Annotated in this window: 25 protein-coding genes and 1 riboswitch; of the genes, 14 read left to right on the forward strand and 11 right to left on the reverse strand. The window is 62.4% G+C overall.

All coding sequences use genetic code 11. The features are described 5' to 3' along the window. Positions 1-14: 14 nt before the first annotated feature. The 3 genes from BLP76_RS07630 to BLP76_RS07640 form a co-directional block, all read right to left on the reverse strand. A complete protein-coding gene (locus tag BLP76_RS07630; RefSeq protein ID WP_092811187.1) occupies positions 15-1364 on the reverse strand; it encodes a UDP-glucose dehydrogenase family protein in 1350 nt (449 codons plus the stop codon). Positions 1365-1489: 125 nt separating this feature from the next. Further along, on the reverse strand, positions 1490-1687 hold the full coding sequence (locus BLP76_RS07635; RefSeq protein WP_092811189.1) for a CsbD family protein: 198 nt from the start codon (positions 1685-1687) through the stop codon (positions 1490-1492). A 110-nt stretch (positions 1688-1797) separates the two neighbouring features. Further along, on the reverse strand, positions 1798-2691 hold the full coding sequence (locus tag BLP76_RS07640) for a formate/nitrite transporter family protein (protein ID WP_092811191.1): 894 nt from the start codon (positions 2689-2691) through the stop codon (positions 1798-1800). Between the two features lie 167 nt (positions 2692-2858). Between BLP76_RS07640 and BLP76_RS07645 the strand changes: the two genes are divergently transcribed. From BLP76_RS07645 to BLP76_RS07655, 3 genes are read left to right on the forward strand one after another with little or no spacing between them, the layout of a single operon-like run. After that, positions 2859-3263: a hypothetical protein gene (locus tag BLP76_RS07645; protein WP_139163717.1), complete on the forward strand. Its 405-nt coding sequence runs from the start codon at positions 2859-2861 to the stop codon at positions 3261-3263. Positions 3264-3265: 2 nt separating this feature from the next. Then, positions 3266-3532 carry a hypervirulence associated TUDOR domain-containing protein gene (locus BLP76_RS07650; RefSeq protein WP_244514493.1) on the forward strand — a complete coding sequence of 89 codons (267 nt, stop codon included), beginning with the start codon at positions 3266-3268 and terminating at the stop codon, positions 3530-3532. A gap of 51 nt (positions 3533-3583) precedes the next feature. Continuing rightward, complete coding sequence (locus tag BLP76_RS07655) at positions 3584-4564, forward strand: diacylglycerol/lipid kinase family protein (protein WP_092811195.1); 981 nt, start codon at positions 3584-3586, stop codon at positions 4562-4564. Here BLP76_RS07655 and BLP76_RS07660 read toward each other — a convergent pair. Further along, positions 4558-5718 carry a baeRF3 domain-containing protein gene (locus tag BLP76_RS07660; protein WP_092811197.1) on the reverse strand — a complete coding sequence of 387 codons (1161 nt, stop codon included), beginning with the start codon at positions 5716-5718 and terminating at the stop codon, positions 4558-4560. The genes BLP76_RS07655 and BLP76_RS07660 overlap by 7 nt on opposite strands. A 149-nt stretch (positions 5719-5867) precedes the next feature. On the opposite strand from BLP76_RS07660, the gene BLP76_RS07665 reads away from it, so the two are divergent. The 4 genes from BLP76_RS07665 (at position 5868) to BLP76_RS07670 (ending at position 7445) form a co-directional block, all read left to right on the forward strand. Continuing rightward, positions 5868-6131, forward strand: coding sequence for a DUF7218 family protein (locus tag BLP76_RS07665; protein WP_092811199.1), 264 nt, complete (start codon positions 5868-5870; stop codon positions 6129-6131). A gap of 74 nt (positions 6132-6205) precedes the next feature. After that, positions 6206-6340, forward strand: coding sequence for a hypothetical protein (locus BLP76_RS19160; protein ID WP_274605699.1), 135 nt, complete (start codon positions 6206-6208; stop codon positions 6338-6340). Positions 6341-6663: 323 nt separating this feature from the next. Further along, positions 6664-6885 (forward strand): NepR family anti-sigma factor, encoded by a 222-nt coding sequence (locus tag BLP76_RS18560; protein WP_128291620.1) that lies wholly within the window; start codon positions 6664-6666, stop codon positions 6883-6885. Between the two features lie 11 nt (positions 6886-6896). Next, the gene (locus tag BLP76_RS07670; protein ID WP_092811201.1) at positions 6897-7445 is read left to right on the forward strand and encodes a sigma-70 family RNA polymerase sigma factor; all 549 of its coding nucleotides are present in this window, start codon (positions 6897-6899) and stop codon (positions 7443-7445) included. Positions 7446-7534: 89 nt separating this feature from the next. Here the strand turns inward: BLP76_RS07670 and BLP76_RS07675 are convergent, their stop codons facing one another. The 3 genes from BLP76_RS07675 to BLP76_RS07685 form a co-directional block, all read right to left on the reverse strand. Continuing rightward, positions 7535-8014 (reverse strand): pyridoxamine 5'-phosphate oxidase family protein, encoded by a 480-nt coding sequence (locus BLP76_RS07675; protein WP_170130446.1) that lies wholly within the window; start codon positions 8012-8014, stop codon positions 7535-7537. 28 nt (positions 8015-8042) lie between these two features. Beyond that, complete coding sequence (locus BLP76_RS07680) at positions 8043-9107, reverse strand: DNA topoisomerase IB (protein ID WP_092811205.1); 1065 nt, start codon at positions 9105-9107, stop codon at positions 8043-8045. 128 nt (positions 9108-9235) lie between these two features. After that, the gene (locus BLP76_RS07685) at positions 9236-10189 is read right to left on the reverse strand and encodes a DMT family transporter (protein ID WP_092811207.1); all 954 of its coding nucleotides are present in this window, start codon (positions 10187-10189) and stop codon (positions 9236-9238) included. 118 nt (positions 10190-10307) lie between these two features. Here BLP76_RS07685 and BLP76_RS07690 point away from each other — a divergent pair, with 118 nt between their 5' ends. Both BLP76_RS07690 and BLP76_RS07695 read left to right on the forward strand, forming a co-directional pair. Beyond that, on the forward strand, positions 10308-12629 hold the full coding sequence (locus BLP76_RS07690) for a xanthine dehydrogenase family protein molybdopterin-binding subunit (RefSeq protein ID WP_092811209.1): 2322 nt from the start codon (positions 10308-10310) through the stop codon (positions 12627-12629). Positions 12630-12692: 63 nt separating this feature from the next. After that, the gene (locus tag BLP76_RS07695; RefSeq protein ID WP_244514494.1) at positions 12693-13619 is read left to right on the forward strand and encodes a DMT family transporter; all 927 of its coding nucleotides are present in this window, start codon (positions 12693-12695) and stop codon (positions 13617-13619) included. Positions 13620-13630: 11 nt separating this feature from the next. Here the strand turns inward: BLP76_RS07695 and BLP76_RS07700 are convergent, their stop codons facing one another. Then, positions 13631-13867 (reverse strand): Lrp/AsnC ligand binding domain-containing protein, encoded by a 237-nt coding sequence (locus tag BLP76_RS07700; protein ID WP_092811211.1) that lies wholly within the window; start codon positions 13865-13867, stop codon positions 13631-13633. 98 nt (positions 13868-13965) lie between these two features. Then, a riboswitch (TPP riboswitch) is annotated at positions 13966-14076 on the forward strand. A gap of 55 nt (positions 14077-14131) precedes the next feature. Between BLP76_RS07700 and thiM the strand changes: the two genes are divergently transcribed. Genes thiM through BLP76_RS07720 form a run of 4 tightly spaced genes read left to right on the forward strand, consistent with a single transcriptional unit; the run spans position 14132 to position 17488 of the window. After that, complete coding sequence (gene thiM / locus BLP76_RS07705; protein WP_200170521.1) at positions 14132-14953, forward strand: hydroxyethylthiazole kinase; 822 nt, start codon at positions 14132-14134, stop codon at positions 14951-14953. Continuing rightward, positions 14950-15603, forward strand: coding sequence for a thiamine phosphate synthase (thiE, locus tag BLP76_RS07710; protein WP_420867614.1), 654 nt, complete (start codon positions 14950-14952; stop codon positions 15601-15603). The genes thiM and thiE overlap by 4 nt, the downstream gene beginning before the upstream one ends. Next, positions 15600-16406 carry a bifunctional hydroxymethylpyrimidine kinase/phosphomethylpyrimidine kinase gene (gene thiD / locus BLP76_RS07715; RefSeq protein WP_092811215.1) on the forward strand — a complete coding sequence of 269 codons (807 nt, stop codon included), beginning with the start codon at positions 15600-15602 and terminating at the stop codon, positions 16404-16406. Before thiE ends, thiD begins: the two co-directional genes overlap by 4 nt. Then, positions 16403-17488 carry a TRAP transporter substrate-binding protein gene (locus BLP76_RS07720; protein ID WP_244514495.1) on the forward strand — a complete coding sequence of 362 codons (1086 nt, stop codon included), beginning with the start codon at positions 16403-16405 and terminating at the stop codon, positions 17486-17488. The genes thiD and BLP76_RS07720 overlap by 4 nt, the downstream gene beginning before the upstream one ends. 7 nt (positions 17489-17495) lie before the next feature. Here the strand turns inward: BLP76_RS07720 and BLP76_RS18770 are convergent, their stop codons facing one another. From BLP76_RS18770 to BLP76_RS18565, 3 genes are read right to left on the reverse strand one after another with little or no spacing between them, the layout of a single operon-like run. Further along, entirely contained in the window at positions 17496-17645 is a 150-nt protein-coding gene (locus tag BLP76_RS18770) for a hypothetical protein (RefSeq protein WP_164879583.1), read from the reverse strand. A 7-nt stretch (positions 17646-17652) separates the two neighbouring features. Continuing rightward, on the reverse strand, positions 17653-18855 hold the full coding sequence (locus BLP76_RS07725; protein ID WP_092811219.1) for a YeeE/YedE family protein: 1203 nt from the start codon (positions 18853-18855) through the stop codon (positions 17653-17655). Between the two features lie 38 nt (positions 18856-18893). Further along, positions 18894-19895 (reverse strand): sulfurtransferase, encoded by a 1002-nt coding sequence (locus tag BLP76_RS18565; RefSeq protein WP_170130447.1) that lies wholly within the window; start codon positions 19893-19895, stop codon positions 18894-18896. Between the two features lie 497 nt (positions 19896-20392). On the opposite strand from BLP76_RS18565, the gene BLP76_RS07735 reads away from it, so the two are divergent. After that, complete coding sequence (locus tag BLP76_RS07735; protein ID WP_170130448.1) at positions 20393-21658, forward strand: OmpP1/FadL family transporter; 1266 nt, start codon at positions 20393-20395, stop codon at positions 21656-21658. The last annotated feature ends 125 nt before the right edge of the window (positions 21659-21783 follow it).

The raw sequence follows: 21783 nt of genomic DNA on the forward strand, positions 1-21783 counted from the left end.
CAGTTCGAGAAATCTCAGGAGGATACAAGACGCGGACGTGCCGGGCTCGTGGGCTCGGCAGCACGCGGTTTGCGGCCAACGCTGTGATAGTTGAAGGCGTGAGGTGCCACTTCTTCGGGCGGATAGATGTTTCGCAGATCGATTAGGACATCGCCCCGCATCGTCCGCGAAAGCGTGGCGAGATTAAGGGCGCGGTACTCGTTCCACTCCGTCATGATGACGAGGCCGTCAGCCCCTTCTGCGGCGGCATAGGGCGACGCGCACCAGGTCACGCCCGGAAGCAGCGGTTTTGCCGCCTCGGCCGCCTGGGGATCGTGGGCGCGAATGGTGGCTCCCGCCGCCTGGAGCGCGGGAATGGCGGTCAGGCTTGGGGCCTCGCGGATGTCGTCGGTGTTCGGCTTGAAGGCGATACCGAGCACGGCGATCGTCTTGCCTTCGACGCTGCCGCCATGTGCGGCGATCACCCAATCGGGGATCGCGCGGATGCGCTCCTCGTTGACGGCAATCGTGGTTTCGACAAGCCGGATGGGGCTGCCGAGACGGCGCGCGGTCGCAGCAAGCGCCCGCGTGTCCTTCGGGAAACAGGAGCCGCCATAGCCTGGCCCCGGATGCAGGAATTTCGGTCCGATACGATTGTCGAGGCCGATGCCGCGGGCGATGTCCTGGACGTTGCCGCCGACGGTCTCACAAAGATCGGCGATCTCGTTGATGAAGCTGATCTTCATCGCGAGGAAAGCGTTCGCGGCGTATTTGGTGATCTCCGCGTTTTCCAGGCTGGTGAAGACGATCGGCGTCTGGCGCAAATTGAGCGGGCGATAAAGCGCCTTCAAGATTTGTTCGCCGCGCTCGTCTTCCACGCCCACGACAACGCGGTCCGGGCGGAGAAAATCCTCGATCGCCGCACCTTCGCGGAGGAATTCCGGATTGGAGGCGATGGAGAATTCCTTGTCCGGCGCCGTCTCTTCGATGATGCGGCGGACTTCGCGGCAGGTCCCGACGACGACCGTCGATTTGATGACCACGACGGAGCCGGAGCGCATGGCTTCGCCGACTTCGCGGGCTGCGGCATAGACATAGGAGAGGTCGGCTTCGCCGTCGCCTCGGCGTGTCGGTGTACCGACCGCGATGAAGATGACGTCGGCGTTCTCGACGGCGCCGGGAAGGTCGGTGGTAAAGTTCAGCCTTCCGGCGTTTTTGACCATCAGCTCCGAGAGGCCGGGTTCGTAGATCGGTACGTCGCCGCGTTGCAGAGCCGCGATCTTTGCCTGGTCTTTGTCGACGCAGGTGACGTCGAAGCCAAACTCGGAAAAGCAGACACCAGAGACCAAGCCTACATAGCCGGTCCCAATCATCGTGATGCGCATGGCGGTCTTCCTCGCGAACGCGGCTCTTAAGCCACGTCGGGCCGGTTATTGCAATTGCGAGAAAGACACAAAAAGGGCCGGCACGAAGCCGGCCCCGGACTTGTTTGTCCTATAGCTCGACCGTCTTAGTGACGAGCGAGCCAGTCGTCGATTTCGCGCTCGGCCTCATCCTTGGCGACGCCATAGCGTTCCTGGATTTTGCCGGCGAGCACTTCGCGGTTGCCTTCGACCTGGTCGAGCTCGTCGTCGGTGAGCTTACCCCACTGAGCCTGAGCGTTGCCTTTGAACTGTTTCCAGTTGCCTTGAACACGATCCCAATTCATCTCGTTCTCCTGTTAATTACGATGTCAGGAAAACGAGGATCGCCGTCACGCGGTTCCACGCCAGGGTCGTCGGTTAAGGAAAACCTCTTACCCCGGCTAATAGATGTCGGCTATTTTATTTCTTCCTTGACCTGTGCGTAAGCGAGGAGGGCGAAGAGTGCCGTTCCGCCTAGGATGTTGCCTATTAATACGGGCACAGTGAAGTCCCATATCATCGTGAAGATGCTGATATCGCCATGCGCGACGAGCAGGAATGCCTCCACGCTGCCGGCAATAATGTGGGTGAACTCGGCGATCGCGATAATATAGGTGAAGAGCACGATGACGAGGAATTCGCTGCCGGAAGCGCTCGGCAAAATCCACACGATCGCCGCGATGAGAAAGCCGGCACCGATGGCGCGCACGAACATCGTGAACCAGCTCTTGTCCATCATCTCCCGGCTGATCTCCAGCATCGCCTGGAAAACCTCGGGGTGGGTGCCGGGAAGAGCTGCATTGAAGAGCGCGACGCCGAGTGTGCCGACCATATTGGCGATGAAGACCACGCTCCATAAGCGCATGACACAGAGGACGTTTTTGCGCGTGAATTCCGCTGCGAGCGGCAGGATCGGGGCGATGGTATTTTCGGTGAAGAGCTGCTGGCGAGCGAGAATGACGAGCAGGAATCCGACGCAATAGCCAAAATTATCGACCAGCGGTCGCCAGGGAGCGTCGGGAAGGTGTTCGCGCAAGGCCGCTTCGGCCACGAGCGAGAAACCGATCGACAATCCCGCTGCGATGCCCGACCACCAGAGGGAGGAGGTGGGGCGCTCCATTTCCTCCTCGCCCTCCTGCCGCACCACTTCGTAAATCGCCGGCACGGACAGGCGCAGTCTCTTCTCGACGGTCTTGGCTTCGCGTTGCGTGAGGCCGCGCGAATCCTGGGCGCGTTCGGCCCCTCGGCTCGCGCGCTCCTCATTTCGCTTCGTCGGCTTTTCGTTTTGTTCGTTCTGAGTGTCGCTCATCTTCGCTCGATTCCGCTTCTCGCCATAATCCCGTCACCGGTGGATCAAGATTGCGCTGCAAGAGCGCGCTTCAAGGTGGCGTGGTCAATCACCGCGAGGTGAGGGCCCGCTGCCCTGTGTGGGAACTCAGCAGCCTTCGGGGACATTCACTGGTCATGGAGGACGACATGATAAACCGTCTCGATGGGCCTGGAGTGCCTTTCTCGTCGGACTACGCCGTTGGCGGCGATGCGGATGAGCCGGGCCTCGCCCAGCCGATCACCACAGACGATCTCGATGCGCTTGCGCATTCCGCACGTGGAACGGTCGAGGAGCGCCGCGAAGCGCTTCGCGAGGCGCTTGATGAACTCGAAGCGCGCCGTTCCATGGATGTTTCCCACGATGTCGACGGCGTCATCGCCTACGGCCGAGATCTGCTTAAAGCTCTTTCGGGAACCTCTCCGGTCTCCACTGTTGAAACCGGAGATCCGGAGGCTTTCGGCTTTGCTCCTGAAGACCGGCTAGATCAGCCGGATGAAATTTTGGAGCGGGCGCAAGATTCGGTCAAGGAAGAAGGCGCAGAACGCGAGTGAATATGGCCGCCATGCCGGCGGAGATGAAAGAGGTTTTGAAGAAGAAAATGGCGCAAACCTATCGCAAGGGTGAGAGCGTTGAGTGGCGGTTCGGTGGCTGGACCAGCCGAGGCCGGATCGTGGAAGTCTTCACGCGTCCCGTCGCGCGCAGCCTGGAAGGCCACGAAATCGTGCGCAATGCGGATGCCGAGAACCCGGCCTACCTGATCGAACAGGACGACGAGAGCCGGGTGATGAAGTCGCATTGCGAACTGAGCGGCCTTCGCTGAGAGACCGTTTGAGCGTCTCAGCAGACGCTGGCGTTGGGGGCGAGCGTCGCAATGACCGGGACTGAAAAAGACTCCGCCGCGGCGTCCGAGAAACTCGGGCGCTCGAGTGGCTCGATGCGCCTTGCTCTCGTTCTCAACAGCGATTCCGGGACTCTGCGCACCTGCGAGCCGTCCGCTGGCGAAGAAATCGCGGATATTTTCCGGCAGGCCGGGCACGACGTGACCCTTCACTGGAAGGCGGGCAAGGAGGCTATTGCCGCCATCGAGGCAGCCTTCGCCGACGCCGCCTATGACACGGTCATAATCGGTGGCGGGGACGGCAGCGTGTCCTTTGCCGCCTCACAAGCCTATCAGAACGGCAAAGTGCTCGGCATCTTGCCGCTCGGCACGATGAACCTTTTCGCCCGCGCTTTGGGCGTTCCGCTCGACATGCATGAGGCGGCGAAGGTGCTCGCCGCGGGTGAAGTCTCTCGCGTCGACATTGCTGAGGTGAACGGGCGGCTCTTCGTCCACCATGTCACGCTCGGGCTGCATCCGAAGATGATCCGGCTGCGCCAGGAGCTCGATTACGGGTCGCGCTTCGGCAAGCTCATGGCGAGTGCCAAGGCCCTGCGTCTCGCTTTGCGGCGGCCACCGATCATTCGCGCGCGTCTCTCCCTTGCCGATGAGGAGATTGACGTTGAGACCGCGGCTCTCGTGGTCAGCAACGGGCCACTCGGGGATGGGCATCTTCCCTATGCCGACGATCCCTGCGCAGAGACGCTCGGCATCTATTTCGCCACGTCGCGCAAATGGACCGACCTTTTAGAACTCGCGGCGGCTTTCGCGCTCGGTCGTATGAGCGACAACCCGATCCTGTCGATGCGGCGCTCTCAGGCCGTCACGATTTCCATGCAGCGTGCGGAAGCGCGGGCATCCGTCGACGGGGAAGTGGTGACGCTCCGACCGCCGCTCAAAATCCGGCAATATCCCCGCGGGCTCACCGTTCTGGCGCCCGCGGGAGATGTCGCGAAGGACGTTTCGGCTCAGTAGCGCGTCAGGGCCGCCACCGGCCCAAGGCTCTCGGCTGTTTCGCCTTCCATACTGTAGATCGATCCGCCTGCCTGGAGAGCTCTCACGGCCACGAAATCGATGAGGTCGGATTGTCCAGGTCCCGGTTCTTCGACGACATGCACGGCATGCTCGTCGGAATTGTAGGTTCCCCACAAATGGGCGGAGCGGGCGATGAAGACGGCTTCCAGGCGTCCTTCGATGGAGGCTCGTGCGATTTCGTTGATGTCGCGCAGCGCGCCGTCTGAGCTCTTGTCCTTGAGGCGTGCTTTCAGGCGCTCCAGCGCATCGCGCCGATCACCCTCGACTTCCGGCTGCATCAGCGACCAGGAGGCCTGGTGCAATTGCGGCTCGCTCTTGGAGGCTGGATCGACTTTGAGGTTCTCCTCCGAGGCGCCTTTGTAGTGCAACTTGTTTTGCAGGTGACCCAAGGTGCGCGGCTCGGCCGCGATCACCAGCGGCGCGCCGGCACCGCCCAGCTTGTGATCGACCGCCTTGGCGATCTGCCCCAGAAATTCGTCAAGCTCGACCTCGTTGTAATCTTCCGGGCTCGGCCCGAGCGAATGGTATTGCGGCACGCCAGCCGACCCGCCCTGCTGGCCGCCGGAGGCATTGGAATGAAAGCCGACATTGCCGTCGAACTCCGTCATGCCGCGAAATTTGGCGAGACTTTTCGGCATGTTCGGCACGTCGACAGGTCGAAGATCGTGCTTGCGCACCTTGTAGAACTGCACGTCGTCGCGCGTGACGCACAGAAGGTAGCCGTGGCCGGCGGATGAGAAGATGCGGATCAGCGGGCGGAGATAGAAGCGCTCGCCGACGAGCGAGAGCTCTTCGACTTCGCCCGGGAGCTTGATCCATTGCGTGCCGCTTTCGTCGATCAAAACGGCGAGCGACTGGTCCTGGTTCTGCCAGAAGTCGAAATCTTCCAGCCGTTCTTCGGCCGGCCCCAACAACGCGTCGGCGTCGCTTCCTTCCTCTGCCTCCTGCAGCTTGCGGCGCGCTTCCGCGAGCGCGTTTTTGAGGCGGGTCGGGTTTTGCAGAGTTTCAGCACTGCGCATCTCCATCGGCAGGTAGATGCTGATCTTGGGAAAGCCCGTGCGCTCCGCCAGGTCGCGTATCCAGTCGCGTTTCATTGTTATCTCCCTGTGGGTTGCAGCTTTCTGGGGAATGGTCGCCGGGCTCCACCGGTTCCTTGGCGCGCCGGTGCACGTTGTCACATTTCTTTCGCAACGCATGGCGGCCTCCATCGTTGTGTCCCCAAATGGCAACGTGAGCAGAACCGATGGCGAAAAATCACGGAAACCAGATCAAAGACGACAAGCTCTATGAGGATCTGCGCGATCGCGGCGAGTCCAAGGAGAAAGCCGCCCGGATCGCCAATGCGCACGCAAATCCATCCATGCATCCCTCCAAGACGGGCGGGAAGAATCCGCCCTATGAGGAATGGAGCAAAGAGGACCTTTACGAGCGGGCGCAGGAACTCGGCATCGACGGGCGCTCGAAGATGGACAAGTCCGAGCTCATCGACGCCCTGCGCAATCACTAGTTTTGCGCAACATCAAAGGAGGCAGACCGAGAGAGCACTGTCCCTTCAACCCACGGCACTTTTGAGGAGCGCATATGCCCCGCGATGACATGAACGAAGTCGAAGCGACGCAGGCGGAGGAGAGAAACACCAACCGCCATGTCCTTATCTGGGGGACGGTGTTGGCGATCGTCGCTCTGGGCGCCATTGCGCTGTGGTTTGGGCTTTAGATCTGCCAATTTCTCGAAGCGCCGGTTTCCATTTTGTTGCCAGACGCCTTTGCTGCAACGCCAAATTCGGCCGCATTTGTGTTTGACAAGCGGCGTGAAGTCGTGGAAGCCGAGTCCATAAACGGCCTGCTAACCTTGATCATGGTAAATGCCTTTTAGGTTCAAGACTGTGGTTGATGTCGCTTTCCGACGGGATGCGACGCGGCCGTCCGGCACTCCTGCATCCGACCCGAGCGTCGGGGTGCGGCGTTTCTTACCGGAAACTTCTTTGCCGGAACAAAACCCGAGCATCCGAATTAACCTCGTGACGGAGTTGAAGTGACATGGATCAATCTGACCGGGAGGGCAGCGGTCGCTCGCAGGAGGATATTATGTTGGCGGACAGCAACGGCCGCGAAAATGGAATGCACCCTCTGGTTCAGTCTCAGATCGGGAAGCATTTGCGCGCCGTGTACGACGATGTGGTGAACGAGCCGGTTCCGCAGCGCTTCCTCGATCTTCTGGAGCAGCTGGAAGAATCCACAACCAAAAACCGTCGCAGTTAGGCCGAGCCCATATGGCCGTATCCGAGGCTCTTCGACAGGAGCTCCTGTCAGCAATTCCCAATCTTCGTGCTTTTGCCGTCTCGCTTTGCGGCAATGGCGAGCGTGCGGACGATCTCGTCCAAGAGACGCTCATGAAGGCATGGGCCAAGTTTCACACCTTCCAGGAAGGCACCAACCTGCGGGCCTGGCTTTTCACCATCTTGCGCAACGAATTCTATTCGCAGGTGCGCAAGAAAGGCCGAGAGGTCGAGGACGCCGAAGGCGCATATGCCGCCAAGCTCGCATCCCAGCCAGCCCAGAATGGGCATATGGATCTGCGCGACTTCAACGAGGCGCTGTCACAGCTGCCGGACGACCAGCGTGAAGCGCTCGTGCTCGTCGGCGCATCCGGCTTCTCCTACGAAGAAGCCTCCGAGATCTGCGATTGTGCGGTCGGCACGATCAAGAGCCGGGTCAGTCGCGCGCGTACGCGTCTCGCCGAACTTCTCGCCTTGGAGGAGGGGGAGACCTACGGCTCCGATCCGATGGCGACAACGGTGATCACGCGCAGCTTCAGCTGATTGGAAACGAGAATTTAAAAAGGGCCGCTTCGATCGAAGCGGCCCTTTTTTGTTGTCATCCGACCCGCGGTCTGGCGGGCCGACGTTGCCTAAAGAGCAACCTTGCGGTTTTCACCCAGATGCGGCTCCTCGCCCGCCTGTTTCGCCTTGATCAGGTTCCAGCGCCGCTGCAAGGCGTTGAAGCCCTCCCAATATTCGCCGCTCGACGGCACCACTCGGATGACGGCGACATCCGGATCTTCCTTGCCTCCGGGAAACCAGCTTTCGGCATCGTCGAACCAGACAGCATCGATGAGCCGCTTGTCTGTCGTGAGGTAAGCCTGCCCCGAGACCGAGACGTATTCTTTCCGTCCGGGCCGTGCGAAAGAGAGATTGACCTCCGGATGCGCGGCAAGCTCATCGGCCTTGTGCGACGATTTCCGCGTCAAGAGATGAAATTCGTGGGTCGACTTGTCGACGTCGAAGCCCATCGGACGAGAGCGCAGCTCGCCACCGTCGCGGCTTGTCAACATGCAGACGGTCACGTCTTCGATGAGATCGAAGAACTCCTCGATCGGCGCATCTGTCATCAGCGTATCTCCTTGTTTCTCGGACGATTCAACGCCCGGTGTCCGGCTCATGTTCCCGCTTCATACGTGCGTGTTCGGCCTCCAAAAATCGCATGAGAGCGGTCTCGGCCGCTGAGAGATGCGTGCGGTGCGGTCCGCGCAAAAGGTTGGCGTCGAGGCGTTCCTCCTGGAAGGCCTGGACGACCAGTGGGTGCACGTAACTGGACCGGCATACGGCCATGGTATTGGCGAGCTTGTCGCTGACTTCGCGCATCACGGAGGCGATAGCGCGTTTGCGTGCGGCCTCGCTTTCCGGTTTCTCGCTTGTCACGAAGAGTTCAAGAGCTGCCGCGCTCGCGGCGAAGGTGCGGAAATCCTTCGACGTCACCTGCGCTCCGGCAGCGTTCTTCAGATATTGATTCAAGTCCCGGGCGCTCAGATAGGCGCGGGTTCCGTCGCTCTCGCGATAGGCGAAGAGGCGCCGCTTGCCGATCGCCTTGAGCTTGCGCAGCCGCGACGGAAGATAGGTGTCGGGGATCACCTTGCGGATCCTCTTGCCGGATTTGCCAATGAAATCGAGCGTTACGGTGCGCCCGTTCAACCGCACATCCCTTTTCAGGAGGGTGGTGGCTCCGCGGGCGCTTTCGCAATCGGCCGGGTCGCCTCGGTGGCCTGAACGCAACAAGGCCCGGTCGACGAGGCGCGCCGCGACGGCGGCCGAAAAACATCGGTCCGTCCGGCGTCGGTCAAGATCGCGGGCAATCCGTTCGCGGATTTTCGGCAAAGCACGGCCGAAGCGTAAGAGACGCTCGGCCTTGATGGCGTTGCGGACCTCCGTCCAATCCTCGTGATAGCGGTATTGCAGGCGGCCTTCCTGGTCGCGTCCCACGGCCTGCAGATGCGCATGCGGGTCCTCGGCGATGCAAACCGAGGTCCAGGCGGGTGGGATGACCAGATCCTCCAGGCGCCGGCGCAGGCGGCGATCGCGGATGGTCTTGCCATCACATCTATAGGTGAAGCCACGCCCGCTGCGGCGGCGCTCGATCGTGAGGTTCTCCGCGCAGACGTAGTTGAGCCCACACAATTCGGCTCGTTCCTGAAGCGTGTCGGCCATCGTGCCTCCAAAGGACGGGCACGAAACGGGCAGGAGAGAGCCCTGGTTCCGCGGTTGGGCACAGGGCTTCCTAAGCCGGCAATCCTATGTTTCTCAGCGGCTTACCAAGATTGGGCCGGTCTTGTCGCTCAGTTCGTATAGCCGCGGCCGGCCGGTGAACGCGCCAGCCTCTGGCCGCGTCTCGCTTCGCGATGGATCGTGTAGAGCGCGGCCGCGATGACAATGCCGGCGCCGATGAAGGTGCGCATGGCGGGGATCTCGCTGAAGATCAGGATGCCGAGGATCGTCGCCCAAAGGAGGCGGGCGTAATCGAGTGCCGCCAACACGGTCGCTTCCCCGGCACGAAACGCCTGTATGTTACAGCTTTGTGCGGCGACCGAGACAAGTCCGATCGCGACGAGCAGCCCGAATTCGCTCCAGCTCGGCCAGACCCATTGCCAGATCGCGAGAGGTGTCAGCAAAACACCCACGAAAACCGTCTGATAGGCGAGGATGGTGATGGCGAGATCGGAGCGCGACAGAAGCCGAATGATCACCATGACGAGAGCCGCTGAGGCCGCGCCCGCAACGGCGAGAAGCCCATAGCCGTCGATGCCCGCACCGGTCGGGTTGAGCATGACCATGACGCCGATGAAGCCGACGATGATCGCACCCCATCGGCGAGGCCCGACTGCCTCTTTGAGGATGACGATGGCAAAGAGCGGGATGAAAAAGCTCTTGGCGAAGGCGATCGCCGTTGCATCTGCGAGCGGCAGATGAACAACCGCCGTGAAGCCGCAGAACATGGCAATGACGGCGAAGAGAATGCGTCCCGCGTGAAGGAGAGGGCGCCGCGTCGTCAGCGAACCCGGGAAGCCCCGAATGATGAGCGGCAGAGCGGTGAGAAACATCACCGACTGACGCACGACCAGGATCTCGGCGACCGGAAGCCTGGTGCCGATGAGTTTGATCAGCGTCATCATGATCGTGAAGAGAACGGTGGCGACGATGATCCAGGCAGCACCGCGAAGATTGCCAGGCAGTGCCTGAAACCGTTTCGTCAGTCCGGCAGATGTTTCGCCGAACCGGCCCGTTCCATCCATGGCTGTCTATTGACGCTTCGTCGCATTCTCCGTCAAGCTGTGGGCGTTCTTTGGTTCGTCGGCGCAGGCTTCCCGCCCGCGCCTGTCTCCCCTGCTTTCATGACGGATATTTGCGCTAATGACCGATCTGGCACCGCCAAAGTTTGGCATGGGGGCGCGGGTGCGCCGTGTCGAGGATGACGCTCTCATTCGCGGTGAGGGCCGTTACACGACCGACGTGAAGCCGGCTGGCACGCTGGCCGCCTTCGTCCTGCGTTCGCCGCTTGCGCATGCGCGCTTCGACACGCCGCGTCTGGAGGCGGCGCAAAAAGCGGAGGGCGTGAAGCTTGTCTGGACCGCAGCGGATGTCGCCGACATGGCCGCCATGCCCTGTCTCGGATCGGGGCCGGCCAAGGGTGAAATGCACAAGGCCGAGGTGCCTGTCCTCTGCGATGGCGTGGTCCGGCATGTGGGAGATGCTGTCGCTTTTGTTGTCGCCGATACAATCGAGAATGCGCGCGCAGCGGCGGAATTGATCGAGATCGATTACGAACCTCTCCCGGTCGCGGTCGGGACGGATCGGCTGCTCGAGGCCGATACACCGCTCGTATGGCCGGAGCACGGGACGAACCTTGCTTTCGAGTATGAGGTGGGAGACGCGGCCGCGACGGATGAAGCTTTCGCCAAGGCCGACAAGGTCGCCAGGCTCCGCCTCGTCAACAACCGCCTCGTCTGCAACTATATCGAGCCGCGCGCGATCGTCGCCGAATACGATCCGGGGCAAGAGCGCTGGACGCTGACGGTCGGCTCGCAGGGCGTGCACGGCCTGCGCAAGGCGATCTCCAAAGCGATGCAGGTGGATCCGTCGCGTTTTCGTGTCGTGACGCCGGAGGTCGGCGGCGGCTTCGGCCCAAAAATCTTCGCTTACCGGGAATATCCGCTCGCGGCCAAAGCGGCCGCAGTGCTCGGTCAGCCTGTGCGCTGGGTTTGCGATCGCAACGAGCATTTTCAGTCGGATGCGCAAGGCCGCGACAATATCGCGGAGGCGGCGATGGCGATCGATCAAGACGGCCGCATCCTCGCCATGAAGGTCGATCTCACGGCCAATATGGGCGCCTATCTCTCGCAGTTCGGGCCGTATATTCCGTGGGTCGGGGTCTCGATGACGACTGGGCTTTATGACATCGACATCGCCCATGTGAGCGTCAAAGGCGTCTATTCGAACACCGTGCCGGTCGATGCCTACCGCGGTGCAGGGCGCCCCGAAGCGGCGTTTCTGTTGGAGCGGCTGATCGACGAGGCCGCGCGTGTGGCGGGCCTTGCTCCAGACGAAATCCGGCGGCGCAACTTCATCCGGCCGGAGCAATTGCCGTATGAGACTGTCACCGGACGGCTGTATGATACAGGCGAATTTGCCGGGCACCTGGAACGGGCGCTGGAGGCCTCTGACTACGGTGGCTTCGAGGCGCGGGCGGCAGAAAGCAAGGCGCGCGGACGGCTCAGGGGCATCGGGATGGCGAGCTATGTCGAGGCCTGCGCCTTTGCCGGCTCCGAGCCGGCGAAGGTCGTGCTTGAAGACGACGGCCATGTCGCGCTTTTCATCGGCACGCAGGCGACCGGGCAGGGACACCGCACGGCCTATGCCCAGTTCGTGGCCGAGCGGCTCGGCCTCGATCTCGGTCAGATCCGGGTCCATCAGGGCGACACCGATGCGTTGGAGAGCGGCGGTGGCACGGGCGGCTCACGCTCCATCCCGCTCGGGGGTCCGTCCGTGCGGATCGCATCGGACAATCTTGCGGAAAAGCTCAAGGAGCTGGCGGCCGATGCGCTGGAAGCGGCTGCGGGCGATATCGAGCTCTCCGCCGGAGAGGCGCGGATCGTCGGGACCGACCGGGTGATTTCTTTCGCCGATCTCGCTGCCAAAGCGGGCGACTGCGCCGAGGTGACGGCGATCGGAGAGTTCAAACAGGCGGAAGCGACCTATCCGAACGGCACGCATGTCTGCGAATTGGAAATCGACCCCGAGACTGGCAGCACCCGTATCGAACGCTACACCATCGTCGACGATTTCGGCGTGAGCGTGAATCCGATGCTGCTCGAGGGTCAGGTGCATGGCGGTGTGGCGCAGAGCATCGGCCAGGTGCTTCTGGAGAACACGGTCTATGACGAAGACGGACAGCTTCTGACGGCGAGCTTCAGCGATTACGCCATGCCGCGCGCCTGGGACACGGTTTCCTTCCATTTCGAGACGCGCAACGTGCGTTCCACGCACAACGCCCTCGGCATCAAAGGTGCGGGCGAGGCGGGAACGATCGGTGCGACGCCCGCCGTCATGAACGCCGTTGTCGATGCGCTTTATCGAGAGTACGGCATCCGGCATCTCGACCTGCCGGCGACACCGCTGCGGGTGTGGAATGCCATTCAAGCCGCAAAGGCGGCGCTCCCCGGACAACGAGGCTAGGGTGACCAAAGACGAAGCGGACTGCCGGCTTAAAGCGCGGCAGGGCCGAGGCGGTGGGCAATCGTGACCACAGCGACCCGCGCCATCATTCTCAAGGTCAGCTCGACCATTGCCTTCGCGCTGATGCTTTCCTGCATCAAGCTCGTCGGCGAGCGCGTGCCGACTGGCGAGATCGTCTTCTTTCGCTCCGCCTTTGCGCTCGTTCCGCTTCTCGGCATGCTTGCCTGGCAGAACAAGCTCAAGGAGGCCGTGCGCACCAAAGATCCCTGGAGCCATGCCCGTCGCGGCCTCATCGGGGTGACCACGATGATGCTGTGGTTTGCCGGCGTCCAGCGCCTGCCGCTGCCCGAATCCATGGCGATCAGCTACGGCGCGCCTTTGATGATCGTCGTGTTGGGCGCCCTGGTCCTGCATGAGACGGTACGCATCTATCGCTCGACCGCCGTCGCGGTCGGTTTCGTCGGTATCATGATCGTGCTGTGGCCGCGCTTCGATCTTCTCTCAAGCGGTGAACTCGGCGGGCGGGAATTCGTCGGGTCGCTCTGTGCTCTCGGCTCGATGGTGCTGACCGCGGTGGTGGCGATCCTCATCCGCAAGATGACGGCGACGGAATCGACCTCCGCCATCGTCTTCTATTTTTCGGTGACCTGCACAATCGTGGCACTCTTCACCATCCCGTTCGGATGGGTCATGCCCGACACCGATGAGATGATCCTTCTCATTCTGTGCGGTCTCTTCGGCGGTCTCGGGCAGATCTCCCTGACCGCCGCCTATCGTTATGCCGAGACGTCGACGATCGCGCCTTTCGAGTATGCCTCGATGATCTGGGGCACGATCGCCGGCTATCTGCTCTTCAACGAGATTCCCGGGATGAACGTCGCCGTGGGCGGTGCTGTCGTCATCGCTGCCGGCATCTTCATCATCTACCGCGAGCATCAATTGGGGTTGGAGCGGCGAAAGATGCGCAAATTGTCGACGCCGCAAGGTTGAGGGGGTGAGCCTCAGAACGCCTTGAAGGTGGGAATCGTTTTCGTGTCCTGGATACCTTCGATGACATGCACCTTTTCCTGGACGAAGCGGCCGATATCGTCGTCTGGGTTCAGATAGAACTTCGCCAGAAGGTCGTAATCTCCTGCTGTCGAATAGATTTCTGACGCGATCTCGGCGTCGGCCAGGGCGGTGGCGACCTGGTAGGCCTGGCCGAGCTGGCATTTGATGAGTACGAAAAACGGGGTCATGGCTGTCTCCTTGGCGCGGAGAAAACCGCAACTGTCCGGTCGCGGCAAGGGCCAAGCGGCCGATGCTTGCAAAGCGCCTCCCAGACCACTAGATCGGGAGACGTCTCAGGGGGTGCCGCTGCAATCTGCGGGCGGCTGAGAGGCGATCCGGCCAACCCCTCGAACCTGATCCGGTTAACACCGGCGGAGGGATGGGATGATGCCGAGAAATCCTCGTCGTTCATTTGCTTCCGCTTCGGGCCGGGTCCGAAGTGGGAGAATTTCATGCCTATGACGATCGACGAGGTCTTTGCCGCGCTGACGGATCTCCGGGCGCGCCAGCGTCTCGTCCAAAACATCACCAATTTCGTTTCGATGAGCGTCTCAGCAAATGCGCTCCTCGCACTCGGGGCATCGCCGGCTATGGTGCATGCCGAGGAAGAGGTCGGCGATTTCGCCAAGCTCGCGGATGCGCTCGTCGTCAATATCGGCACCTTGTCGCCTGCCTGGCTGCGCGCCATGAAAAAGGCGGCCGAGGCGATGGGGGAGCAGCAGAAGCCCTGGGTGCTCGACCCGGTGGCGACGGGCGCGACGCCTTACCGAAGCGAGGCCGCGAGCACGCTTTTGTCGCTGCGGCCTACGATCGTGCGCGGCAATGCGAGCGAGATCATGAGCCTTGCAGGCGAGGCCGGTGCACTCGGCAAGGGTGTCGATTCTCTTGCTGCCTCCGATCAGGCCATCGCGGCGGCGAAGGCTCTGGCGCGGACATCGGGAAGCATTGTTGCCGTCACCGGCGCGACCGATTACGCGACAGATGGGGACGAGGTGATTTCGGTCACCGGCGGGCACGCGCTCATGCCGCGCTCCACCGCCCTCGGCTGTGCGCTTTCCGCCTGCGTTGCCGCTTTTTCGGCCGTGCGGCCGCCGCTCGAAGCGGCCACCGCCGGGCTTGCCGTTTATGCCGCCGCCGGGCGGATCGCCGGGGAGCGATGCGTCAACGGGCCCGGGCATCTGCCGGCCGAGCTTTGCGACGCGCTTTTCCGTATGGACAAGGATCTCCTTGCCGCCCATTGCGGTCTCGGAACCGGACGTGGGGAGGAGGAATGATGCGCCACCCCTTCGATCTTTCGCTTTATCTCGTCACCGATCCGAAGCTTTGCGGTCCGCGCGATTTTTTCGAGACGGTCGCTCAGGCCGTCAGAGGCGGTGTGACCTTGGTGCAGCTGCGCGATCCCGACGCCGGCACGCGCGAACTCGTTGCCATTGCGCGTCGCCTCAAGGCCTTGCTGGAACCCTCGGGCGTGCCGCTCATCGTCAACGACCGCATCGATGTGGCACTCGCGGCCGGGGCTGACGGCGTGCATCTCGGCCAGAGCGATATGGAGGGCGCGGATGCAAGGCGGCTGATCGGCGAAGAGCGCATTCTCGGTATTTCCGTCGGCAATGCGTCGGAACACGAGGCGTCCCGAGAGGCTCTTTCCGGCGCCGATTATATCGGGGTCGGACCGGTCTATACGACCGCCACCAAGGCCAATTCCGGAGCGGCCATCGGCTTGGAGGGGCTTGCTGCAGTCACAAGAGCGGTCGGCCTTCGCTCCGTTGCCATCGGTGGAATCGGCGCTTCCAATGCCGCGGCATGCATCGCTGCCGGGGCCGAGGGCGTTGCCGTCGTATCGGCCATCATGGGGGCCGACGACCCGCAAGCTGCCGCCCAGGCGCTTCTTGAAGAAATTCGTACAGCGAAGGACACACAATGACTGCCATCGCACTTTCGATCGCAGGAACGGACCCGACCAGCGGCGCCGGCATCCAGGCCGACCTCAAGACTTTTTCAGCTCTCGGTGTCTATGGCGCGACGGTGATCACGGCCCTGGTCGCCCAGAACACATGTGGTGTGACGGCCATTCACGACGTGCCGGCGGATTTCGTGGCGGCCGAGATCGATGCGGTCTTCTCCGACCTCGCCGTTGGTGCAACCAAGATCGGCATGCTCTCGAAGCCCGAGGTCATCGAGACCGTGGCGGAGGGGCTGACGCGGTGGGAACCCGGTCCCGTCGTGCTCGACCCGGTGATGGTGGCGGCGTCCGGCGACCCGCTCATTGCCGATGAGGCGGTCACGAGCCTGCGCGAGAGGCTTTTCCCGCTTTCCGCCGTGATCACGCCCAATCTGATGGAAGCAGCCCGTCTCCTCGATGTGGAACTCGCGCAGGATTCAGAGGCGATGTTGCGTCAGGCGAAGGCGCTTGCCGATTTCGGCGCCGGGGCCGTCCTTCTCAAAGGCGGGCATGGCAATGGCGATGAAGCCGCGGACCTGTTGTGGTTCGAAGGCGAGGCCCATTGGTTCAGCGCGCCGCGCATCGACACCAAGAATACGCACGGTACGGGCTGCACCTTGTCATCGGCGATTGCTGCCGGGCTCGCCAACGGGCTCGCCCTGCCGGAAGCGGTCGACGCCGCCAAGGCCTATGTCCACAACGCTATCGTCAATGCGGACCTTTTGGAGGTCGGCAAGGGACATGGACCGGTTCACCATTTCTACCGGCAATGGAGGAATGGGTGAGCTCTGGCAACGGCATCAGCCGGCGCAGCCTTCTCGCCGCAGGGGCGGCGGCTGCAGGCGCTGGCGCGCTTGCCCGACCGGCGCTCGCGCAAAGCCGCATCGAATGGTCGATGGTCACGTCGTGGCCGAAGAACCTGCCGGGCCCCGGCGTTTCGGCGGAACGGATTGCACGTGATATCGAGACCGCGTCCCGCGGACGCATGGTCGTTCAGGTGCGTGCCGCAGGCGAGATCGTGCCGGCGCTTGCCGTCTTCGATGCGGTGTCGGAAGGCACAGCCGAGATGGCGCACACCGCCTCCCTGTTCTGGGCCGGCAAGGCGAAGGCCGCTCCCGTTTTTACCGCGGCACCGTTCGGCCTCACGCCCTTGGAGCATATCACCTGGATCGACCATGGAGGCGGCCAGGCGCTGTGGGACGAGCTTTACCGTCCCTTCGGGGTGAAGCCGTTTATGGCAGGCAACACCGGCTTTCAGATGGGGGGCTGGTATCGCGGCGAGATCAACTCGCTCGACGATTTCAAAGGTCTCAAGATCCGCATGCCGGGCCTCGGTGGCGAGGTCGCGCGCCGGCTTGGGGCGACGCCGGTGTCGCTGCCGGCATCGGAGATCCTGCCGGCACTCCAGTCGGGGACGATCGACGCGACGGAGTTTCTCGGGCCCTGGTCCGATCTCGCCATGGGCTTCTGGCAGGTCGCGAAGAACTATTATTGGCCGGGCTTCCACGAGCCGAACGGCACGGGTGAGGGTCTCGTCTCGATCTCCGCCTGGCAAGAGCTGCCGGACGATCTCAAGGCGATCGTGCGCCATGTCCTGGCGGTGGAGAATATTCGCGGTCTGGGCGAGGCCGAATGGGAAAATGCCAGAGCTCTCGAACAGCTCACGCAGGACAAGGGCGTAGTGCTCCGACGGTTTCCTGACGATTTCCTGGCCGCGGCGCGCCAGGCGTCCGACGACGTCTTCGACGAGCTTGCGGAAACCGGCGGTGTGCAGACCGAGATCGTCGAAAGCTACCGTTCCGCGCGGGCACGTATGCAGCCCTGGTCGGAAGTGAGCGAGGCGGCGCTTCTCGCCGCCCGCCGTTGATCAAGTTTTATCGCGTCGACGGGCAGGGCGCGCCGCAAGGGGCGCAGGCGACGACGTCGCTGGTTCCCGTCTGATGCAGAGGCGGTGACAGGAGATGGTCGGCAAGAACGAGCAGGAGCCCGAGCGTGACGAAGCCGAAAAGCAGATAACGCGCCATCACCGCCTCAATTCGCCAGGCCGAAGGCCGGCCGCAGCCGGATGCCGATGAGAGTGCCGAGAAAGGCCGAGGCAAACCAGATCCAGCCGTGCAGGGAGCCTGAGGCGATGCCGCCGAGGAATGCTCCGATGTTGCAGCCGAAGCCGAGGCGAGCGCCGTAACCCATCAGAAGTCCGCCGATGACGGCGGCAAGTGCCGATTTCGCGCTCGGCAGAGGCGCCTTGGCGAAGGAGCCTGCAAGAGCGGCAGCCGCCATTGCGCCGAGCACCAGGCCAATATTCATCACCGAGGTGACGTCTGCGAGAAGCGAGGTGTGCAGCGCCTGATCGCCTTTCGGCCATTGCCAGAACTCATAAGCCGACATGTCGATGCCGATCGCCTGTGCCGCCTTCGCGCCCCACAGAGCGAAACCATAGGTGATCGTCCAAGGATGGCCGGCGATGAGGAGCGTCAGAAGGTTGAGGACGACGAGCGCCCCGCCGGCCCACAGAAGCGGCCAGGGGCCGCGCAAGAAATGGCCTGGCTTCTTGGCCGGGGCCATGAAGTTCGCCCGCTTTTCCATGAGGAAGGTGAGGGCGCCGACGAGCGCAAGGCCCACGAAGATCGCGACCAGCGCACCCGGGACGGTCAAAAACTCGGCGAGGTTGACCGGATCGAAGCCCGGTTGGTCGAGCCACCAGGGAAGCTGAATGGAGCCGACGACCGAGCCGATGATGAAAGCGACGAGTGTGATCAGCATCCGCCCCGAGCCGCCGCCGAGGGTGAAAAGCGTGCCAGACCCGCAGCCATTGGCGAGCTGCATGCCGAGGCCGAAGAGGAACGAACCGACAATGAGCGAAGTGCCGACCGGTGCGATCGCACCTTGGACGGCCAAGCCGGGCACCATCCCGTTGATCAACGGGATGAAAAAGAGCGCCGTGAAGGCGATCACCCAGAGCTGAGCTCTGAGCCCGCGCCCATCGCTCTTCGTCACGCAATTGCGCCATCCGGCGGTGAAGCCGAAGGCGCCATGAAGGAGCGCCGCGCCGAGGCCCGCGCCGATCAAGAAGAGCGAGGCCATCTTTGGCGAGACCTCGTAGCCGATGATCAGCGTGCCGAGGAGAAGGGCGGCCGCTGCGAATGCGAGGGCGGAGCGGTCGATCGCGGCGACGATTTCGGCAGCGGATGCGGGAGCACCGCTCCCCCGCGCCGTTTCAGCGGAGACGGACATTCAATCTCTCAGGTTGTGACGTGGACGGGATGGCGGGCTTAGCCGTTGCCGTTCCACCAGGCCTTGATGTCATCGAGGCGGCTGCGCTCGCTCTCGACCGGATTGTCGGGGTTTTCCGTCCAACCCACCATGGAATCGTCGTAGAGCGTCACGTTGTTGTGGCCGAGCACCTCCGACAGAATGAACCAGTTCATCGAGGCCCAATGCCCGGTGTTGCAGTAGCTCACCACCTCGGCTTTCGACTGTGCAGCAGCCTCCGGCAGCAGCGATGCGGCGACCGTCTGCGGCACGATCTTGCCCGTCGCCGGATCGAAGAAGACCGACTGGTCGAGATTGACGGCGCCTGGAAGGTGACCGAAGCGCTTCGCCGCCGGATGCTTATCCTTGCCCTTGAACTGTTCGGCCGGACGTCCATCGAGGAGAACGGTGGAACCGTCATCGAGATGCGAACGGACGTCATCGCTCGAGACGAGGAGTCCGGGCCGCAATTGCGCCTTGAAATCGGCCGCAACGATTTCGGGCTTATCCGTCGCAAGCGTCGTGCTCGGATCGGCATTCCAGACGCGGTACCCGCCATTCAAGATGGCAAGATGTTCGAGGCCTGCGAGCTTGAGCGTCCAATAAATACGGGTGGCACCACTGAACTCGCTGGAGCTCGAGGCCGCCGGGACGATGACGACGGTCTCGTCGCCGGAAATTCCGAGGCTGCCGATATGTTTCTCGAGAGCCGAAAGCTCCGGGAGCTGACCGGGAACGCCGTCGCGCGTTGCGCGCCAGCCGCCGGGATAGGGCGCGTGCACGGCGCCCGGAATGTGGCCTTCTGCGTAAGGATCAGACCCGTCCGCTTCGCCCCTCGTATCGATAACGACGAGATCGGGCTGGTCGAGATTGGTCTTGAGCCAGTCGACGTCCACGAGAGGCCCGGGCACGTCGCTGGCGTGGGCGTGGCCGACGAAGCTGAAGCACGCGGCGGCCGTGAGAACGATTGCAGCTGCCAGCTCCACGGGAACCAGCCGGCCGAAAAGGCGATGATGGGTCAATGCGACCTCCGAAATGTAACGAGGCGCCGAACCTGGGGGGAGGAGTGGCGCCACCAGCGTCATCGGTGATGACGGAAACTGAGAACGGTTCTCAATGTAGGGCGGAGATAGGCTCCTCCCAAAGCATGCCGATGCGCCTTGCGGCGACAGAGCGCATCTCTGTCCTGCCGGGTGGACAATCGGGAGAATGTTATTCGCTCGCGTCTGGTGAGGCATTCCGATCGGCACTTTGCCGGCACATTTCTGACTTTTCGGAGCCTGGGCGTATGTGCGGGAGGCTTCCGGGAGAAGTGCAGAGATATGCGGAGCTCAAGACGGCTATATCCAAGAAATACTCTTTCACTAGACTTCCGCAACGGCAATCGTGGCGGTTTTGTCACAATCGCTTACCGAAGACACGGTGCACGTCCGGTCTCAGCGTTCCGCGATTGCTTGTCCTAAAGACGCATGGCTTAGTGCTGCCACATGTGAGCCAAACGAATCGGGGGAGGGAGCGAATGCACAAACTGAAGAGGCATCTCGGCCATAGCGTGGCCGCCGCCGCACTGATCGCGGTGACGACGAGCAGCATGGCGCATGCAGGCGCATTCGCGCTGCGTGAGCAGAGTGCTTATGGCCAGGGTATGGCCTTTGCCGGCATGGCCGCTGGGGGCAGCCTGTCGTCGATGTTTTGGAACCCGGCGACATTGAGCGCCGTCATGGGCTTCCAGAGTGAGAGCGTGATTTCCTATATCGCGCCGCGCTCTGATGTCGATGTTCTCTCGCCATTCCCGCAGAACGAAGGGGATATTGCCGAGAACGCGCCCGTGCCTGCTTCTTATTATGGCTACCGGGTGAACGACAAAATCATCCTCGGTCTCGGCATCAACGCGCCGTTCGGGCTTGCGACGAAATACGATTACAACTCGCTCGTGCGCACCAGCGGTATCGCGGGAACGACGGAAGTCTTCACGATGGCGGCCAACCCGGTCGTCGCCTATCAGTTCAACGACTATCTCACCGTCGCCGTCGGCGCAGTCGTGGAATATGCCAATGTCCGTCTGACCGGGCAGGCGCTTCCTGTCTTCGGTGTCTCCGCACTCGACGATGCGGACGATGTCGGCTTCGGCATCACCGCCGGTATTCAGCTGAAGCCGATGGACGGTACGGAGATCGGTATCGGTTACCGCTCCCGCATCGATCATGACATCGAAGGACCGCTCGTCACGCAGATCGGTACGTTCGATGTCGAGGCAGACGGCTTCGATCTGCCGGACAAAGTGAGTGTGGGTCTGCGCCAGCGCATCATGGACGGTTTCCGTCTGACGGCCGGCATCGAATGGGCGAATTGGAGCCGTTTCGAGACTGTGACGCTGAGCGGCGCGCCGGCGGCGATCCCGCTGGGCTTCGAATATGAAGACAGCTGGTATTTCGCTCTCGGTGGCGAATACGACGTCAACCCGGACCTGACGGTGCGTGCCGGTGTGGCACGCGAATTGTCGCCGAACGACAATGCCAACCGCTCCTTCCGCCTGCCGGACAACGATCGCTGGTGGTTCTCCGCCGGTGCGAGCTACCAGGCGACCGAGCGTTTCTCCTTCGACGTCGGTTATTCCTACATCACGGCGGACGACACCGATCTCGTTCCGGCGGCCGCCGGAGGCCCGCTTTCCAACGGACCTTTTGACGGCACCTCGGATGGCTCTGTGCACATCCTGTCGGCGGCTTTGAAGATGAAGTTCGGCGGCCCGCGCACGGAAGAGCCGATCGTCGCCAAATACTAAGACTTCCTAGAAGTCCTGTAATTCGCAAGGGGCCGGGTGACCGGCCCCTTTTTTGTGGCTGGTCCTTTCGTGGCGGCGGGTCAAAGCGCAGCTCTTGCCGAGTATTTCTTCCACTCGGCCGTCGA

It is taken from the genome of Afifella marina DSM 2698, from assembly GCF_900102695.1.
Taxonomy (GTDB): domain Bacteria; phylum Pseudomonadota; class Alphaproteobacteria; order Rhizobiales; family Afifellaceae; genus Afifella; species Afifella marina.

What these genes read in the sequence shown, in the direction of transcription:
- BLP76_RS07630 (WP_092811187.1), bottom strand. Translation starts at nt 1,364, where the DNA reads ATGCGCATCACGATGATTGGGACCGGCTATGTAGGCTTGGTCTCTGGT.
- BLP76_RS07635 (WP_092811189.1), bottom strand. Translation starts at nt 1,687, where the DNA reads ATGAATTGGGATCGTGTTCAAGGCAACTGGAAACAGTTCAAAGGCAAC.
- BLP76_RS07640 (WP_092811191.1), bottom strand. Translation starts at nt 2,691, where the DNA reads ATGAGCGACACTCAGAACGAACAAAACGAAAAGCCGACGAAGCGAAAT.
- BLP76_RS07645 (WP_139163717.1), top strand. Translation starts at nt 2,859, where the DNA reads ATGATAAACCGTCTCGATGGGCCTGGAGTGCCTTTCTCGTCGGACTAC.
- BLP76_RS07650 (WP_244514493.1), top strand. Translation starts at nt 3,266, where the DNA reads ATGGCCGCCATGCCGGCGGAGATGAAAGAGGTTTTGAAGAAGAAAATG.
- BLP76_RS07655 (WP_092811195.1), top strand. Translation starts at nt 3,584, where the DNA reads ATGACCGGGACTGAAAAAGACTCCGCCGCGGCGTCCGAGAAACTCGGG.
- BLP76_RS07660 (WP_092811197.1), bottom strand. Translation starts at nt 5,718, where the DNA reads ATGAAACGCGACTGGATACGCGACCTGGCGGAGCGCACGGGCTTTCCC.
- BLP76_RS07665 (WP_092811199.1), top strand. Translation starts at nt 5,868, where the DNA reads ATGGCGAAAAATCACGGAAACCAGATCAAAGACGACAAGCTCTATGAG.
- BLP76_RS19160 (WP_274605699.1), top strand. Translation starts at nt 6,206, where the DNA reads ATGCCCCGCGATGACATGAACGAAGTCGAAGCGACGCAGGCGGAGGAG.
- BLP76_RS18560 (WP_128291620.1), top strand. Translation starts at nt 6,664, where the DNA reads ATGGATCAATCTGACCGGGAGGGCAGCGGTCGCTCGCAGGAGGATATT.
- BLP76_RS07670 (WP_092811201.1), top strand. Translation starts at nt 6,897, where the DNA reads ATGGCCGTATCCGAGGCTCTTCGACAGGAGCTCCTGTCAGCAATTCCC.
- BLP76_RS07675 (WP_170130446.1), bottom strand. Translation starts at nt 8,014, where the DNA reads ATGACAGATGCGCCGATCGAGGAGTTCTTCGATCTCATCGAAGACGTG.
- BLP76_RS07680 (WP_092811205.1), bottom strand. Translation starts at nt 9,107, where the DNA reads ATGGCCGACACGCTTCAGGAACGAGCCGAATTGTGTGGGCTCAACTAC.
- BLP76_RS07685 (WP_092811207.1), bottom strand. Translation starts at nt 10,189, where the DNA reads ATGGATGGAACGGGCCGGTTCGGCGAAACATCTGCCGGACTGACGAAA.
- BLP76_RS07690 (WP_092811209.1), top strand. Translation starts at nt 10,308, where the DNA reads ATGACCGATCTGGCACCGCCAAAGTTTGGCATGGGGGCGCGGGTGCGC.
- BLP76_RS07700 (WP_092811211.1), bottom strand. Translation starts at nt 13,867, where the DNA reads ATGACCCCGTTTTTCGTACTCATCAAATGCCAGCTCGGCCAGGCCTAC.
- thiM (WP_200170521.1), top strand. Translation starts at nt 14,132, where the DNA reads ATGCCTATGACGATCGACGAGGTCTTTGCCGCGCTGACGGATCTCCGG.
- thiE (WP_420867614.1), top strand. Translation starts at nt 14,950, where the DNA reads ATGATGCGCCACCCCTTCGATCTTTCGCTTTATCTCGTCACCGATCCG.
- thiD (WP_092811215.1), top strand. Translation starts at nt 15,600, where the DNA reads ATGACTGCCATCGCACTTTCGATCGCAGGAACGGACCCGACCAGCGGC.
- BLP76_RS18770 (WP_164879583.1), bottom strand. Translation starts at nt 17,645, where the DNA reads ATGGCGCGTTATCTGCTTTTCGGCTTCGTCACGCTCGGGCTCCTGCTC.
- BLP76_RS07725 (WP_092811219.1), bottom strand. Translation starts at nt 18,855, where the DNA reads ATGTCCGTCTCCGCTGAAACGGCGCGGGGGAGCGGTGCTCCCGCATCC.
- BLP76_RS07735 (WP_170130448.1), top strand. Translation starts at nt 20,393, where the DNA reads ATGCACAAACTGAAGAGGCATCTCGGCCATAGCGTGGCCGCCGCCGCA.